This is a genomic window from Bradyrhizobium sp. WSM1417 (genome assembly GCF_000515415.1).
Lineage (GTDB): Bacteria > Pseudomonadota > Alphaproteobacteria > Rhizobiales > Xanthobacteraceae > Bradyrhizobium.
In genome coordinates this window covers 497,517-512,796 of the sequence record NZ_KI911783.1, presented here as the reverse complement: position 1 = coordinate 512,796, position 15,280 = coordinate 497,517, and the positions used below count along the sequence as shown (strand labels likewise).

Below are 15,280 nucleotides of genomic sequence, written 5' to 3'. Positions count from 1 at the left end.
CAAAAGGTTCAATGCAATCTAGCAGATGGTCGGGGGAAGGCCATCCCGCCCGGGGCTTCGGCGTGATTGTGCGGCGCGGCCGGCGCTCATTCCCGGTTGAAACCGCAAATGCCGCGCCTTAAGCAGGGACCGTCGCCGTCGTCGCGCGATACGGAAAGAGCCATCGTGATTTCAACATTGCGCTTCTTGCAGGTCGTTGCCGCTCTTGCGGCCCTCTCCTTGGCCGCGCCGGTGCGGGCCGCGACCGACATCGCGTGGTGGCACGCCATGTCCGGCGAGCTCGGCCGCCAGCTCGAGAAGCTCGCCTCCGACTTCAACGCCTCGCAGCCGGATTATCGCGTGGTGCCGACTTACAAGGGCAGTTACACCGAGACGGTGACGGCCGCGATCTTCGCCTTCCGCTCGCGCAGCCAGCCCGCGATCGTCCAGGTCAACGAGGTCGCCACCGCCACCATGACGGCCGCCAAGGGCGCGATCTATCCCGTGTTCAGCCTGATGCGGGACATGAACGAGCCGTTCTCGCTGAATGATTACCTTCCCGCGGTCTCCGGCTACTACACGGATGCGGCCGGCAATCTCTTGTCCTTCCCGTTCAATTCGTCGACGCCGATCCTCTATTACAACAAGACCATGTTCCGCGACGCAGGGCTCGATCCGGAGGCGCCGCCGAAGACCTGGCCGGAGCTCGGCGCTGCTGCAAAACGCCTGCGCGATCGCGGCGCGGCGTGCGGCTTCACCACGTCCTGGCCGTCCTGGATCCATGTCGAGAATTTCTCCGCCTTCCACAACCTGCCGCTGGCGACGCGGACCAACGGCTTCGCCGCGCTCGATGCGGAGCTGACCATCAACAATCCGTCTCTCGTGCGTCACGTCGCCGAGCTCAGCGAGTGGCAGAAGACGAAGGTGTTCGACTATAGCGGCCGCGGCCAGTCGGCCGAGCCGCGCTTCCAGAACGGCGAATGCGGCATCTTCATCGGCTCCTCGGCGACTCGCGCGGACATCAAGGCAAATTCGAAGTTCGAGATCGGCTACGGCATGATGCCGTATTGGCCCGACGTGAAGGGCGCGCCGCAGAATTCGATCATCGGCGGCGCCACGCTGTGGGTGCTGCGCGACCGCCCGCGCGAGGAATACAAGGGCGTGGCGCGATTCTTCGCCTATCTGTCGCAGCCCGGCGTGCAGGCGGCGTGGCACCAGAACACCGGCTATCTGCCTGTCACCCGCGCCGCCTTCGAGCTGACCCGCGCGCAAGGCTTTTACGAGCGCAATCCGGGCTCGGCGATGTCGTTCGAAGAGATCACGCTGCATCCGCCGACGGAGAATTCCAAGGGCATCCGGCTCGGCTCCTTCGTGCTGATCCGCGGCGCGATCGAGGACGAGCTGGAACAGGCCTTTGCCGGCCGCAAGAGCGCGCAAGCCGCACTCGATGCCGCGGTCGAACGCGGCAACAAGATCCTGCGCCAGTTCGAGCGCGCCAGCCCGGATCGGTAATGCCGGTGATGTCAGGCTTCTGCTGCAGCCGAGAGCGAGGTGCGCTCCCTGCCCCGCCTGCGGGGGAGGGTTGGGGAGAGGGTGTCTCCTCAACGGGACAATCCCCTAGAGGAGAGAACCCCCACCCGGCGCTTCGCGCCGACCTCCCCCGCAAGCGGGAGAGGTGCACCGTCTGCTTGGCGCGCATCAAATCAACCAAACCCGCTTGCCTGATCGGGCGCGCATGACCAGCGTTCCATCGCAAATCTTGCCAACTTTCACCGACGCTGCTGCCTTTCGCGCCTTTCGCTCCGACCCATCGCGATGGCTGCCGATCGCGCTCGACATCGCCCACAGCCACGGTCTCGATATCAGCGCGCTGCACGTGTTTGCGACCGGCACCAATCTCGTCGTCGGGCTCGGCGATCACCTGATCCTGAAAATCTTCCCGCCGCTGCTCCGCGCGCAGTTCGTCTCCGAGCGCGGCTCGCTGACCCAGCTTGCGGGCCGCCTCCATTTGCCGATCCCCGAGATCGTCGCGGAAGGCGAGCGTGACGGCTGGCCTTATCTCGTCATCACGCGCCTTGCCGGCACGCTCGGCTCGGAGGTCTGGCCGCTATTACCTGAAGCGCAGAAGGAGCGCGTGCTGCGCGAGATCGGCGAGACCATCGCCGCCGTGCAGCGCGCGCCGCTCGGCCTGCTCGGGGAGATCCAGCCGCGCTGGGACGACTTCATGCGCGCCCAGATGCAGGGCTGCAAGGCGCGGCACACCCGTCTCGGCCTCGCGCCGAAATTCCTCGCCGGCCTCGACGATCTCCTGCGTGATGCGGCAAAACTCATTCCGATGGACGCGCCCCCGGTGATCCTGATCGGCGAATACATTCCGGAGAATTTCCTGCTCGCTTGCGACGACGGCCAATGGTCGCTCGCCGGCCTGTTCGACTTCGGCGACGTGCTGGCGGGATGGCGCGACTACGATCTGCTCGGCCCCAGCGCCTTCATGGCAGCGGGCCGGCCCGGTCGCGTGCGCAGCCTGCTCGAAGGTTTTGGCTATGCCAAGCCGGACTATGCGCTCAAGCGCCGCCTGATGGCCCTGATGCTGCTGCATCGCGCCAGCGACCTCAACAGCCACATCTGCATCGAGGGTTGGCAGGAGCAGGCGGATGATCTGGTCGAGCTCCAGGAGCTGATCTGGGCGGAATGACCCCACCGCCGCGGACTCATCCAGCGGTCGTCCTGGACAAGCGCAGCGCGATCCAGGACCCATTACCCCAGAAAGGGATTTTGCGAAGACTCGTGGTTGCCAGCTTCGCGCCGCAACTTCACCTTGGGGTAATGGGTCCTGGCTTTCGCCAGGACGACGGCGGTTCAATAAGCCGCCTGCCAAACAAGCGAGGCTCCATTCAGCTTATTTTATGAGCAAATGCGCATCTTTGTATGCAATGCCCCAAGACTTGGCGTCTGATCGACGGCCCGATCAATAGCCGTTTCCCTTAAGCATTTCAAAGGCTTATTTCGGTTTAAGCTCTCATCAAGCCTTGGCACGAACCTTGCGAATCCAGTTCCAACCAGAAAACTTTGTGTTGGAGCCATTTCATGAAGCGCCGCGATTTCCTCAAGTCCGTTTCCGGATTGGCCGCAGGCGCGGCGCTTCCGGCCATGCCCTCCGTGGTTTCTTCGGCCTATGCCGATGCGCGCTCGGAGACGCTGCTGATCGTCTCGGAAGGCGGGCCCAACAATCTCGACATCCACGGCGTCGGCACCAACGTGCCCGGCTATGAGGTGTCCTGGAATTGCTACGACCGCCTGATCAGCCACGAGATGAAGACCGGCCCCGGCGGCGTGCCCTATTACGATCGCGACAAGTTCAAGGGCGAGCTCGCCGAGGACTTCAAGATCGACGACATGTCGGTCACCTTCAAGCTGAAGAAAAATGCCAAATTCCACGACGGCGCGCCTGTGACCGCCAAGGACGTGAAGTGGTCGCTCGACCGCGCCGTCAGCGTCGGCGGCTTTCCCACTTTCCAGATGAGCGCGGGCTCGCTCACGAAACCCGAGCAGTTCGTCGTGATCGACGACTACACGGTGCGTGTCGACTTCCTGAAGAAGGACAAGCTGACGATTCCCGATCTCGCGGTGATCGTGCCCTGCATTGTCAATTCCGAGCTGGTGAAGAAGAACGCCAGCGAAAAAGACCCATGGGGTCTTGAGTACACGAAGCAGCAGACCGCGGGCTCTGGCGCCTACAAGGTGACGAAGTGGACCGCCGGCACTGAAGTCGTGATGGAGCGCAACGACGATTGGGTCGGCGGGCCCTTGCCGAAGATCAAGCGCGTGATCTGGCGCATGGTGCCGCAGGCCGGCAATCGCCGCGCGCTGCTGGAGCGCGGCGACGCCGACATTTCCTACGAGCTGCCGTTCAAGGATTTCCAGGAGATGAAGGCGAGCGGCAAGCTCAACGTGGTGTCGCTGCCGTTCTCCAACGGCATCCAATACATCGGCATGAACGTGACCAAGCCGCCGTTCGACAATCCCAAAGTGCGTCAGGCGGTGGCCTACGCGATTCCCTACCAGAAGATCATGGACGCGGTGATGTTCGGGCTGGCGAACCCGATGTTCGGCGCGCCCAAGGACAAGCCGACCGAAGTCGCCTGGCCGCAGCCGCACAAATACAACACCGACATGGACAAGGCGAAGGCGCTGCTCGCTGAAGCTGGTTATCCCAACGGCTTCGAGACCACGATCTCGTTCGACTTGAATTTCGCGGGCGTCAACGAGCCGCTATGCGTGCTGGTGCAGGAGAGCCTGGCCCAGATCGGCATCAAGACCACCATCAACAAGGTGCCCGGCGCCAACTGGCGCACCGAATTGAACAAGAAGGAGATGCCGCTCTTCACCAACGTATTTTCGGGCTGGCTCGATTACCCCGAATACTTCTTCTACTGGTGCTATCACGGCAATAATTCCGTCTTCAACACCATGAGCTACAAGTCGGCGGAGATGGACAAGCTGATCGACGGGGCGCGCAATGCTGCCGCCATCGGCGACACCGCGACCTACGACGCCGACGTGAAGGGCTTCGTCGACCTCGCCTACAGTGACATCCCGCGCATCCCGCTGTACCAGCCCTTCGTCAACGTCGCGATGCAGAAGAACATCAGCGGCTACCAATACTGGTTCCACCGCCGCCTGGATTATCGCGCGATGGCGAAGGGGTAAGGGGCCATGGCGGGCGAGATGGTCGCGTCGTCGACTCTCTTTCTGAGTGAGGTGGCCACCGCTCTCTCATTCCCTCTCCCCTTGTGGGAGAGGGGCAGGGTGAGGGGTAGCCACGAACTCCGACCTCTCCCGGAGCCACCCCCCTCCCTAACCCTCCCCCACAAGGGGGGAGGGAACGCAGCGGAGCGCGCGGCGATGCTCTCGCGGATCCGCGAGAGCGTTTCATCTTCCTGGAGTGCCCCATCATGCTGACCATGATCGGCAAGCGCCTGATGTTCGCGATTCCCTCGCTGATCGGGGTCGTCATCGTCACCTTCCTGCTCACCCGCGCGCTGCCGGGCGATCCCGCCGCGTATTTCGCAGGGCCCGCCGCAACGAAAGAAGCCGTCGAGCAGATCCGGAAAAAACTCGGCCTCGACAAGCCGCTGATCGAGCAGTTCTTCCGTTACACCAACGATCTTGCCCATGGCGATTTCGGCAACTCGCTCACGACGGGCCAGCCGGTCGCGGCCGAGATCCGCAACCGCTTGCCGGCCTCCGCCGAGCTGACGCTGCTCGGCCTCATCGTTTCGGTCGTCATCGCCATCCCTCTCGGCGTGCTGGCGGCGACGCGGCCGGGCTCATGGGTTGATCATCTCTGTCGTGTGACGACGACGGCCGGCGTCTCGCTACCGGTGTTCTTCACCGGCCTGGTGCTGGTGTATGTCTTCTACTTCCGGCTCGGCTGGTCGCCCGCGCCGCTCGGCCGGCTCGATGTGTTCTACAGCGCGCCGCCGACGGTGACCGGCTTCTATCTGATCGACACCCTGATCGCGCGCGACTTCGAGGCGTTCCGTTCGGCATGCAGCCAGCTGATCCTGCCGGCGACGACGCTTGCGATCTTCTCGCTGGCGCCGATCGCGCGCATGACGCGGGCCTCGATGCTGGCGGTGCTGTCGTCCGAGTTCGTGCGCACCGCGCGCGCCAGCGGCCTGTCCCCGGCAACCGTCATCGTCACCTACGCCTTCCGCAACGCGATGCTCCCCGTCATCACCACGCTGAGCATGGTGTTCTCGTTCCTGCTCGGCGCCAACGTGCTGGTGGAGAAAGTATTCGCCTGGCCCGGCATTGGCTCCTATGCAGTCGAAGCGCTGATCTCGTCGGACTTCGCGCCGGTGCAGGGTTTCGTGCTGACCATGGCGGTGATGTACGTGCTGCTCAATCTCGTGATCGACATTCTCTATGGCGTGATCGATCCGCGCGTGCGCTTGGAAGGGTAGAGCATGATCCGGAAAAGTGGGTACCGGTTTTCCGATCAGATCATGCTCAAAAGGATAGAGTCATGAGCACCGTTGCGCCTGCTGTTGAGCCCGTCGGACCCGCGCGGACCTCGGGAATCGTCGCGCTGCTCGACCAGACCCGCTACGTCCTCGGCGAGAACAAGGTCACCGGCTTTGCCTTCGCGCTGCTGATCGTGATCCTTCTTGCCGCGATCTTCGGCCCCTATGTGGTGCCGTATGAGCCGCTGGCGTCCGACACCGCGGCGTCGCTGAAGCCGCCCTCGGCCGCGCACTGGTTCGGCACCGACCAATTGGGCCGCGACATCTTCAGCCGGGTCGTGGTCGCGACGCGGCTCGATACGTTCATCGCGGTCGCCTCCGTCGCGCTGGTGTTCCTGATGGGCGGGCTCGCCGGCATCGCGGCCGGCTATTTCGGTGGCTGGACCGACCGCATCGTCGGCCGCATCGCCGACACCATCATGGCGTTTCCACTGTTCGTGCTGGCGATGGGCATCGTCGCAGCGCTGGGCAACACCGTGCAGAACATCATCCTGGCCACGGCCATCGTGAACTTCCCGCTCTATGCCCGCGTCGCGCGCGCCGAAGCCAATGTCCGCCGCAACGCCGGCTTCGTGCAGGCCGCGCGGCTGTCCGGCAACGGCGAATTCCGCATTCTCCTCGTGCATATCCTGCCGAACATCATGCCGATCATGATTGTGCAGATGTCGCTGACCATGGGCTACGCCATCCTCAATGCCGCCGGCCTCTCGTTCATCGGCCTCGGCGTCCGTCCGCCGACGGCGGAATGGGGCATCATGGTCGCCGAAGGCGCCGGCTTCATGGTGTCAGGCGAATGGTGGATCGCGCTATTCCCGGGCCTCGCTTTGATGATCGCCGTGTTCTGCTTCAACCTCCTCGGCGATGGCCTGCGCGACATCGTCGACCCCCAGCGGAGGACGTGATGGCTGGATTCCGCGCAAATTTTCGCTCGAAATTCTCCAATGAAATCAATCCCATTCTACTGTGCATGGGGTTGTTTTCGACGTTTTTGTTTGGGAGGCACCCATGACCGCCCAGCCGCTGCTCGACGTCCAGGATCTCACCGTCGAATTCACCACCCGCCGCGGCATCGTGAAAGCGGTGCAGCACGTCAACATCTCCGTTGCCAAGGGCGAGACGCTGGCGATCGTCGGCGAGTCCGGCTCCGGCAAGTCGGTGACGTCGTACGCGGTGATGCGCATCCTCGACCGTGCGGGGCGGATCGCCGAGGGCTCGGTGATGTTCTCGGGCATCGACGTCAAGGCCGCGACCGAAGACCAGATGCGCGATTTGCGCGGCCGCGAAGTCTCGATGATCTTCCAGAACCCGCGCGCCGCGCTCAACCCGATCCGGAAAGTCGGCGACCAGATCGAGGACGTGCTGCGCACCCATGTCCAGCAGGCCATGGTTTCGGACCGCGGCGAGAAGGCGATCGAGGCGCTGGAGCAGGTCAAGATCGCCCGCCCGCGCGAGCGCTATCACGCCTATCCGTTCGAATTGTCCGGCGGCATGTGCCAGCGCGTCGTCATCGCGCTCGCGCTCGCCTGCAATCCGCAGCTGCTGATCGCGGACGAGCCGACGACTGGATTGGACGTCACCACGCAGAAGGCGGTGATGGATCTGATCGTCGAGCTGACCAAGCGCAAGGCGATGTCCACCATCCTGATCACGCATGATCTCGGCCTCGCCGCAGCCTATTGCGACCGCGTCGTGGTGATGGAGAAGGGCCGGGTGGTCGAGACCGCAAAGGCCGCCGACATCTTCGCCAACCCGCAGCACCCCTACACCAAGAAGCTGATGCGCGCGACGCCGCGGCTCGGCGTGAGCCTGCGGGATCTGTTGCCGGAGGAGGAGGGCGCTTCCTTCGCCTCTCCCCGCGTGCGGGGAGAGGTCGACACGCGCAGCGTGGCGGATGAGGGGGGCTCTCCCAGCACCGTGCTCGCGGAGAGTCCCCCTCACCCCGACCCTCTCAGCGCGAGCGAAGCTCGTCGCGACCCCGCAAGCGGGGAGAGGGAGAAGACGCCACTTCTCCTCATCGAGAAGCTGGTCAAGGAATATCCCCGTCAGGGCGCCACGGCCACGCTCGGCAAATTGTTCGGCCGCAAGCCGCCGGTGGAGCCGGATGTGTTCCGCGCGGTCGACGGCATCAGCTTCTCGATCGGCCATGGCGAGAGCGTCGGCCTGGTCGGCGAGTCCGGCTGCGGCAAATCGACCACGTCGATGATGGTGATGCGGCTCCTCGACCAGACCTCGGGCCTGATCCAGTTCGACGGCGAGGACATCGGCGCCATCGCGCCCGCCGGCTTTGCCCGGCTGCCGCAGCGCAGCCGCATCCAGATGGTGTTCCAGGATCCCACCGACAGCCTCAACCCGCGCTTCACCGCCGTCCGCGCCATCGCCGATCCCATCATGCAGCTCGGCGACATCAGGGGACGCGACGCGCTCCGCGCCCGCTGCGAGGAGCTCGCCACCATGGTGGGCCTGCCGCACAATCTGCTGGATCGCTTTCCGCACCAATTGTCGGGCGGCCAGAAGGCTCGCGTCGGCATCGCCCGCGCCATCGCCCTGCACCCGAAACTCGTCATCCTGGACGAGCCGACCGCTGCGCTCGACGTTTCGGTCCAGGCCGTGGTCCTCAATTTGCTTCAGGACCTCAAGGCGCGGCTAGGTATGAGTTATCTGTTCGTCTCGCATGATTTGAACGTAGTGCGCTTGCTGTGCGATCGTGTCATTGTCATGCGGTCGGGTCGAATCGTCGAGGAAGGAACTTCCGAGCGGGTGTTGAGCGATCCCCAGGACGATTACACCAAGGAGCTGCTGACGGCGATCCCGCATCCGCCGCTGCAGACACTGGGCGCACACTGAGAGCTTGTTTGGGAGCGTGATGGCCGAACCGCTGGACGATTATATCGACGCTGTCACCAAAGCGTTGGCGTTGCCTATCGAGGAAGCATGGAGGTCGTCCGTTCGCGCCAATCTCGAGGTCTCGCTGCGGCTTGGCCGCCTCGTCGACGAATTCGCGCTGCCGGACGAGACCGAGCCGGCGCCCGTGTTCACGGTCTGACGCCGCCATGACGACCAAGCCAGAGATGACGGCCTCCGAGATCGCGAGCGCTGTTGCCGGCCGCAAGATGTCCGCGCTCGATGCGACCGAAGCGGCGCTTGCGCGCATCAAGCAGCATGACACCATCCTCAATGCGTTCACCGACGTCACCGCCGATCGCGCCCGCGCCAAAGCGCGCGCGATCGATGCCGATATCGCCGCCGGCAAGACCGTCGGCCCATTGGCCGGCGTGCCCTTCGCGGTGAAGAATTTATTCGACGTCGCTGGGCTGGCCACGCGCGCCGGCTCGAAGATCAACCGAGACCGCGCACCCGCCACGCGCGACGCCACGCTGATCGAGCGCATGGAAGCGGCCGGCGCCGTGCTGGTCGGTGCGCTCAACATGGGCGAATACGCCTATGACTTCACCGGCGAGAACGTCCATGACGGTCCCTCGCGCAATCCGCATGACACGACGCGGATGAGCGGCGGCTCCTCCGGCGGCTCGGGCAGCGCCGTCGGCGGCGCGCTGGTGCCGATCGCGCTCGGCTCCGACACCAACGGTTCGATCCGCGTGCCGTCCTCATTCTGCGGCATCTTCGGGCTGAAGCCGACCTATGGCCGGCTCTCGCGTGCGCGCTCGTTCCCGTTCGTCGCGAGCCTCGATCATCTCGGTCCGTTCGCGCGCTCCGTCACCGATCTCGCGCTGGCCTATGACGCCATGCAGGGACCGGATGCGGACGATGCCGCCTGCACCACCACACGTGGTCTGGAGCCGACGTTGCCGCTGCTTGCCAATCCGGTTTCGGACCTGCGCATCGCGATCGCCGGCGGGTACTTCCAGCAAAATCTGTTTCCGGAAGCCGTCGAAGCCGTCAGCCGCGTCGCCAAGGCGCTGGGCGCAACGCGCGTGGTAGAGGTGCCCGAAGCCGCACGCGCCCGCGCGGCTGCCTATGTCATCACCACCACCGAGGGCGCCTCGCTGCATCTCGACCGGCTGCGCAAGCGACCGAACGATTTCGATCCCGCCGTGCGCGACCGGCTGATCGCGGGCGCCATGGTGCCGGCGCCGCTGGTCGACCGTGCGCAAAAATTCCGCCGCTGGTATCGCGCGCAATTCGCGGAGATTTTCAAATCCGTCGACGTGCTGATCGCGCCCGCGACGCCATGCACCGCGCCGAAGCTCGGCCAGGTCAATTTCAATCTTGGCGGCGTCGAGCTGCCGGTGCGCGCCAATATCGGCATCCATACCCAGCCGATCTCATTCATCGGCCTCCCCGTCGTCGCCGTGCCAGTGCCGCTCGAGCCGCTGCCGATTGGCGTGCAGATCATCGCCGCACCCTGGCGCGAGGACATCGCGTTGCGCGTCGCGTACGCGTTGGAGAAGATGGGCGTCGCCGCCGCGCCCAGCCCAAAAGGATTTTGAGATGGAGATCGATCTCCCCGAGGTGATCGCGGACGTCAAAGCCGCGTTCGAGCGTTATGAACAGGCCCTGATCACCAACGACGTCGCCGTACTCGGCGAGCTCTTCCGCAACGATCCCCGCACGCTGCGCTATGGCATCGGCGAGAACCTCTACGGCTATGAGGCGATCTCCGGCTTTCGCGCCGGGCGCTCGCCAGTCGGCCTCAACCGCCGCACCGCGAAAACCGTGATCACCAGCTATGGCCGCGACACCGCGGTCGCATCCACCCTGTTCTATCGCGACACGATGCCGGGCAAGGTCGGCCGGCAGATGCAGACCTGGGTAAAATTCCCGGAGGGCTGGCGCGTCGTCGCAGCCCATGTCAGCATCATCGACGAGTCGAAAGAGACCTGACCGTATGACGCTTGACGATCTTCCGCCCGGAGCGCTGCCGGCCGAACCGGCGGTGCCGCGTGTCGACCGGGCGTCGCCATCAGCACACAAGGTCACGCGGGCCGAGGAGCTGCGCCTGCAACTCGCCGACGAGATCGTACGCGGAGCCCTGGCCCCCGGCGCGCCGCTTGACGAGACCGACATCGCGCGCCGCTTCAGCGTTTCGCGCACGCCGGTGCGGGAAGCACTGCGCCAGCTCGTGGCAAGCGGTCTCGTCGAAGCGCGCGCCCATCGCGGCGCGGTGGTGGCGCAACCTTCATTCGAACGGCTGACTGGCATGTTCGAGGCGATGGCGGAGCTGGAAGCGCTGTGCGCGGGTCTTGCCGCTGAACGCATGTCAGCTGCCGAGCGTCACGGCCTGGAAGCTATCCACGAAGAGCTGCGGGTTCTCAGCTACGCCGGCAATCCCGATCGGTTCCACGAGGTCAACGAGCGCTTCCACAATGCGATCTATGCCGGGTCGCAGAACGGCTATATCGCCGAGATCACGCTGGCGACGCGCGTGCGCGTCCAGCCGTTCCGCCGCGCCCAATTCCGCAACCTTGGCCGATTGGCCAAATCGCAGGCCGAGCACGACCGCGTCGTGGTCGCCATCATGCGCGGCGACAAGCAGGGCGCCGCCGCCGCGATGCGCGCGCACATCGAGCTGGTGCGCGGGGAGTACGAGATCTACGCTGTGTCGGTGTAGCGCTTCATCACCATCAGGTGAATGACTGTCGCAGTTTGGCAGGAACCTGCTCCTGGCAAGCTTGTTTTCCTCGATCCGATGTCGATCAGATGAGGAGAAACCCATGGCTTCCTCTGAAAAAGACCCCAAGCACCACACCCAGAAGATGAAGCAGCGTCTTCAGGAGACCGTGACGCATCTGCGAGAGGACATCCGCAAAGTCGACGAGCCGCAGCTGACAGCGATGTTCGAGACTTCAGCCGAGGTCTTGTCCGGCCTCGTGAAGGCGTTCGACGACTACGAGAAGAAGAACGAGGCCGCCTGGCGCAAATCGGCGTGATCGGGCATGACTCGCTTGATGGCCCGCCGCGCGGCCCCTGAGACCATCGTGCCGCAAAGGAGAAAGCTCCTGAGGCTGGTGCCCGCCGCAATCGTCGCCGGTGGCTGGTTGTCCGCCGGCGACGCCGAGGCGGCGCGCAGGGAGATGGTCGAGAAACAAAGGGTACCCAAGGTTACCCCGCCCGAGGATTTGATGCGGGAGCATGGGGTGCTCGACCGAGTCCTCCTAGTTTATGAGGCGGCCTTGCGCAAATTCGACGCCAGCGAGGATTTCGATCCCGCTGTCCTCACCAGCGCCGGGCAGATCGTGCGTGACTTCATCGAAAATTATCACGAACAATCCGAGGAGCATGCGGTCTTCCCACGGTTCAAACGTGCGGGGAAACTCGTGACTCTCGTCGACACATTGGTGACCCAACACAAGGCCGGTCGTCGCGTGACCGACGTGATCCTGAAGACGGCGCCGGGAAGCCGCAAGGATGGCGATGATCGTCACAAACTGATCGCGTCGATCCGCGCTTTCATCGCCATGTACCGTCCGCACGCCGCGCGCGAGGACACCGATCTTTTTCCGATGCTCAAGACCGTCGTCTCGCCAAACGAATATGATGCGATGGCGGAGGACTTCGAGAAGAAGGAGCATCAGCAGTTCGGCGAGGACGGTTTCGAGATGATGATTCACCGTGTGGCAACCCTCGAACAGCAGATCGGGATCGGTGATCTCGCGCTGTTCACGCCGGCCTGAAGCGCGCTGATGGTCCTAACGAATGAGAGGCCGCCGCCTCCCCCGTTCACCATCAGAGGATATGGTTACGCTGTCGCGGCGTCCGCCATATAGGCCCGCCAGCCGCCATACGCGGTGATATCTCGCGCCTCGCCCAGCACTTCGGGTTCAACGAGAAATCCCTTCACGCTGCGGCCATCCGCCAAGCGAACGGTGCCGATCGCCATCGGCGCAGGAATGGCGTTGACGAACTTGCCGAAGGCGGACGACGACAGCGACCAGATCTCCAGCTCGATCGACGCGCCCTTGCCGGCTTCGACGCGCAGCATGCCCGGCTTCGGCGGCGTGGTCTTCAATGCGTAGAGCTTGTAGTCGGGTGCGGTCCTGGTCGCCTCGATCAGCTGGCCATTCAGCGCTTTCAACTCGCCGTTCAGCACCATGCCGGACAGATGCGCGCCGACGACGGCGATGGGAATGTCGTCGATGCCGCTTGCGGCAAGCGGCGCCAGCGCGGGTTGCGCCACGCCCTTTGCGCCAAGCGTCAGTTTGGTATCGGCATGAAACACGCGCCCGATGCTGGCGAGCAGCGCATCGTGCCCGGCGGGTGCGAGCAGCGTGATGCCGAACGGAATGCCGTCGCCGCGCATCGCCGCCGGCAGCGCGAGACCGCAGAGGTCGAGCAGATTGACAAAGTTGGTGTAGGTGCCGAGCCGGCTGTTGAGCTCAACCGGATTGGCCAGCACCTGCGCAGTCGTATAGGCCGTCGGCGCCGTCGGCAGCACCAGCGCGTCGATATTGGTGAAGGTGCGTTCGGCGATCTTGCGCAGGCCCTGCAGACGATAGAGCGCGGAGAAGGTGTCCGCCGCCGTCAACCGCGCACCGGCCGCGGTGATCTCGCGCGTCACGGGATGGATGGCATCCGGCGCGGACGCCAGCAGGTCGCGGATCACGAGATAGCGCTCCGTGACCCACGGTCCCTCGTAGAGCAGTCGGGCCGTCTCGTAGAACGGCTCGAGGTCGAACTCGACGAGCGTTGCACCAAGCGCGGTCCAGCGCTTCAACGCGTCGGCGTAAGCCGCTTCCGCCTTCTTGTCGCCGAAGAAGATCAACTGTCCGCTGCGCGGCACGCCCAGGCGCAGGTTTGCCGGGAGCGGGGTGATCGCGCCAAGCGGCCGGTCGCGCGAGAACGGATCGGCCTGATCGGGACCTGCCATCACGGAGAGCGCCAGCGCGGCGTCGTCCACGGTCAGCGCGAACACCGAGATACAGTCCAGCGTCCGGCAGGCCGGCACCAGGCCGGCGGTCGAGATCATGCCGAGGCTCGGCTTGAGACCGACGATGTTGTTGAGCATCGCCGGCACGCGACCTGAGCCGGCGGTGTCGGTGCCGAGCGACAGTGGCACCAGCCCGGCGCCGACGGCGGTGGCCGATCCCGAGCTCGATCCGCCGGGAATGAGGTCCTCACGGATCGCGTTTCTGGGGATGCCGTGGGGCGAGCGCACGCCGACAAGGCCGGTCGCGAACTGGTCCAGATTGGTCTTGCCGATGATGATCGCGCCGGCGGCGCGCAGCCGCGCAACCGCGGTCGAATCGTGTGTCGGGATGTACGAGAAGGCCGGGCACGCCGCGGTGGTCGGAAATCCCAGCGCGTCGATATTGTCCTTCACCACCACCGGCACGCCATAGAGCGACAGGCCGGCGGCCTCCTTGGCGGCGAGCTTCTCGGCCTCGGCGATCGCGTCCTTTTCGTCGCGCAGGCTGATGAAGACGGCGGGATCGTTGTGGTCGCGGATGCGCTGATAGGTGCGTGCGACCGTCTGCGCCGGCGTGACCGTGCCCGCGCGATGCGCGGCCACGATCGCGGCGATCGTTTCAGGCTGCTCAGCCCCCATTTCAGCCTTCATGGCGACAAATCTCCGGCTACGTCTCTTCACCCCGATCGAAGCAAGCGATGTGCCATTGTGTACAGAATCCGGGCAGGACAAGTGCCGCGGATATTACCGAGAGATCAGTGGCTTGTGGGATATTTCGAGGATCGGGCGGGCCGCCATGCCATCGCCCTGTCGGGGGCATTTGCGCAAATATTAGGCAGTTTTGATCAGGTGAAGTCAGCGAGGATTCGCAGCAGCCGCTTCCGGTTCTCCTTGCCGATCTTCTCTTCGACATGCCGCTCGTGCTCCGCGGCGAGGCGCTTGAATTTTGCCAGCGCCGTCTTGCCCGGCGGCGTGAGGTGCAGGGCGTGGGAGCGCCGGTCCGTGCTCGACTTGACGCGTTTGAGCAGATCGCGCTGCTCGAGACTGTCGAGCAGATGCACCAACCGCGCACGCTCGATGCCGAGGCGCTTGGCCACCGCCATCTGCGACAGGCCGGGATTGGCGCCGATCACCGTGAGCACCGAATATTGCGTCGGCCGGATGTCGACATCGCCGAGCGTTCTGATGAAGTCCTGGAAAATCCAGATCTGGAAGCGCCGCACCGCATAGCCGGCGTGCCCGACCAGGGCGTCGAGGCCGATCTCGTCCGCGTCGACCGGCCGCGCGGCGCCGTTGCCGCCGCGTTTGCGTGGGGAAGTCCGAGTTGTGGTGGCCGTCACGTCGCGTCTCCTGCGGGACCATTCTTGTAACCACTTCGCCGTGCCAGCGGAAGATTGTTGTTGACGAC

The 15,280-nt window shown here is 64.6% G+C and carries 14 protein-coding genes; 12 read left to right on the top strand and 2 right to left on the bottom strand.

Annotated features, from left to right (window positions below; translation table 11 throughout):
- Positions 1–108 precede the first annotated feature (108 nt).
- The 12 genes from ugpB (at position 109) to BRA1417_RS0102530 (ending at position 12,640) form a co-directional block, all read left to right on the top strand.
- Complete coding sequence (gene ugpB, locus BRA1417_RS0102585) at positions 109–1,491, top strand: sn-glycerol-3-phosphate ABC transporter substrate-binding protein UgpB (RefSeq protein WP_051448264.1); 1,383 nt, start codon at positions 109–111, stop codon at positions 1,489–1,491.
- A 223-nt stretch (positions 1,492–1,714) separates the two neighbouring features.
- Positions 1,715–2,674 carry a phosphotransferase gene (locus tag BRA1417_RS0102580; protein ID WP_027514474.1) on the top strand — a complete coding sequence of 320 codons (960 nt, stop codon included), beginning with the start codon at positions 1,715–1,717 and terminating at the stop codon, positions 2,672–2,674.
- Between the two features lie 392 nt (positions 2,675–3,066).
- On the top strand, positions 3,067–4,689 hold the full coding sequence (locus tag BRA1417_RS0102575) for an ABC transporter substrate-binding protein (RefSeq protein WP_027514473.1): 1,623 nt from the start codon (positions 3,067–3,069) through the stop codon (positions 4,687–4,689).
- Positions 4,690–4,934: 245 nt separating this feature from the next.
- Positions 4,935–5,948, top strand: coding sequence for an ABC transporter permease (locus BRA1417_RS0102570; protein ID WP_018456013.1), 1,014 nt, complete (start codon positions 4,935–4,937; stop codon positions 5,946–5,948).
- A gap of 62 nt (positions 5,949–6,010) precedes the next feature.
- On the top strand, positions 6,011–6,910 hold the full coding sequence (locus BRA1417_RS0102565; protein ID WP_027514472.1) for an ABC transporter permease: 900 nt from the start codon (positions 6,011–6,013) through the stop codon (positions 6,908–6,910).
- Positions 6,911–7,013: 103 nt separating this feature from the next.
- Positions 7,014–8,852: an ABC transporter ATP-binding protein gene (locus BRA1417_RS0102560; RefSeq protein ID WP_027514471.1), complete on the top strand. Its 1,839-nt coding sequence runs from the start codon at positions 7,014–7,016 to the stop codon at positions 8,850–8,852.
- 19 nt (positions 8,853–8,871) lie between these two features.
- Complete coding sequence (locus BRA1417_RS0102555; protein ID WP_027514470.1) at positions 8,872–9,051, top strand: DUF4089 domain-containing protein; 180 nt, start codon at positions 8,872–8,874, stop codon at positions 9,049–9,051.
- A gap of 7 nt (positions 9,052–9,058) precedes the next feature.
- Complete coding sequence (locus BRA1417_RS0102550; protein ID WP_027514469.1) at positions 9,059–10,456, top strand: AtzE family amidohydrolase; 1,398 nt, start codon at positions 9,059–9,061, stop codon at positions 10,454–10,456.
- A gap of 1 nt (position 10,457) precedes the next feature.
- Positions 10,458–10,850 (top strand): oxalurate catabolism protein HpxZ, encoded by a 393-nt coding sequence (gene hpxZ / locus BRA1417_RS0102545; protein WP_027514468.1) that lies wholly within the window; start codon positions 10,458–10,460, stop codon positions 10,848–10,850.
- Between the two features lie 4 nt (positions 10,851–10,854).
- Positions 10,855–11,577: a GntR family transcriptional regulator gene (locus tag BRA1417_RS0102540; RefSeq protein ID WP_027514467.1), complete on the top strand. Its 723-nt coding sequence runs from the start codon at positions 10,855–10,857 to the stop codon at positions 11,575–11,577.
- Between the two features lie 103 nt (positions 11,578–11,680).
- Positions 11,681–11,896, top strand: coding sequence for a hypothetical protein (locus tag BRA1417_RS0102535; protein ID WP_027514466.1), 216 nt, complete (start codon positions 11,681–11,683; stop codon positions 11,894–11,896).
- A gap of 18 nt (positions 11,897–11,914) precedes the next feature.
- Entirely contained in the window at positions 11,915–12,640 is a 726-nt protein-coding gene (locus BRA1417_RS0102530; protein ID WP_035968324.1) for a hemerythrin domain-containing protein, read from the top strand.
- Positions 12,641–12,705: 65 nt separating this feature from the next.
- On the opposite strand, the gene atzF is transcribed toward BRA1417_RS0102530, so the two are convergent.
- Entirely contained in the window at positions 12,706–14,523 is a 1,818-nt protein-coding gene (atzF, locus tag BRA1417_RS0102525) for an allophanate hydrolase (RefSeq protein ID WP_027514464.1), read from the bottom strand.
- 194 nt (positions 14,524–14,717) lie between these two features.
- The gene (locus BRA1417_RS0102520; protein WP_027514463.1) at positions 14,718–15,212 is read right to left on the bottom strand and encodes a MarR family winged helix-turn-helix transcriptional regulator; all 495 of its coding nucleotides are present in this window, start codon (positions 15,210–15,212) and stop codon (positions 14,718–14,720) included.
- Positions 15,213–15,280 lie beyond the last annotated feature (68 nt).

What these genes read in the sequence shown, in the direction of transcription:
- BRA1417_RS0102540 (WP_027514467.1), top strand. Translation starts at nt 10,855, where the DNA reads ATGACGCTTGACGATCTTCCGCCCGGAGCGCTGCCGGCCGAACCGGCG.
- BRA1417_RS0102570 (WP_018456013.1), top strand. Translation starts at nt 4,935, where the DNA reads ATGCTGACCATGATCGGCAAGCGCCTGATGTTCGCGATTCCCTCGCTG.
- BRA1417_RS0102575 (WP_027514473.1), top strand. Translation starts at nt 3,067, where the DNA reads ATGAAGCGCCGCGATTTCCTCAAGTCCGTTTCCGGATTGGCCGCAGGC.
- BRA1417_RS0102535 (WP_027514466.1), top strand. Translation starts at nt 11,681, where the DNA reads ATGGCTTCCTCTGAAAAAGACCCCAAGCACCACACCCAGAAGATGAAG.
- BRA1417_RS0102580 (WP_027514474.1), top strand. Translation starts at nt 1,715, where the DNA reads ATGACCAGCGTTCCATCGCAAATCTTGCCAACTTTCACCGACGCTGCT.
- BRA1417_RS0102530 (WP_035968324.1), top strand. Translation starts at nt 11,915, where the DNA reads ATGGCCCGCCGCGCGGCCCCTGAGACCATCGTGCCGCAAAGGAGAAAG.
- BRA1417_RS0102560 (WP_027514471.1), top strand. Translation starts at nt 7,014, where the DNA reads ATGACCGCCCAGCCGCTGCTCGACGTCCAGGATCTCACCGTCGAATTC.
- ugpB (WP_051448264.1), top strand. Translation starts at nt 109, where the DNA reads ATGCCGCGCCTTAAGCAGGGACCGTCGCCGTCGTCGCGCGATACGGAA.
- hpxZ (WP_027514468.1), top strand. Translation starts at nt 10,458, where the DNA reads ATGGAGATCGATCTCCCCGAGGTGATCGCGGACGTCAAAGCCGCGTTC.
- BRA1417_RS0102555 (WP_027514470.1), top strand. Translation starts at nt 8,872, where the DNA reads ATGGCCGAACCGCTGGACGATTATATCGACGCTGTCACCAAAGCGTTG.
- BRA1417_RS0102565 (WP_027514472.1), top strand. Translation starts at nt 6,011, where the DNA reads ATGAGCACCGTTGCGCCTGCTGTTGAGCCCGTCGGACCCGCGCGGACC.
- BRA1417_RS0102550 (WP_027514469.1), top strand. Translation starts at nt 9,059, where the DNA reads ATGACGACCAAGCCAGAGATGACGGCCTCCGAGATCGCGAGCGCTGTT.
- atzF (WP_027514464.1), bottom strand. Translation starts at nt 14,523, where the DNA reads ATGAAGGCTGAAATGGGGGCTGAGCAGCCTGAAACGATCGCCGCGATC.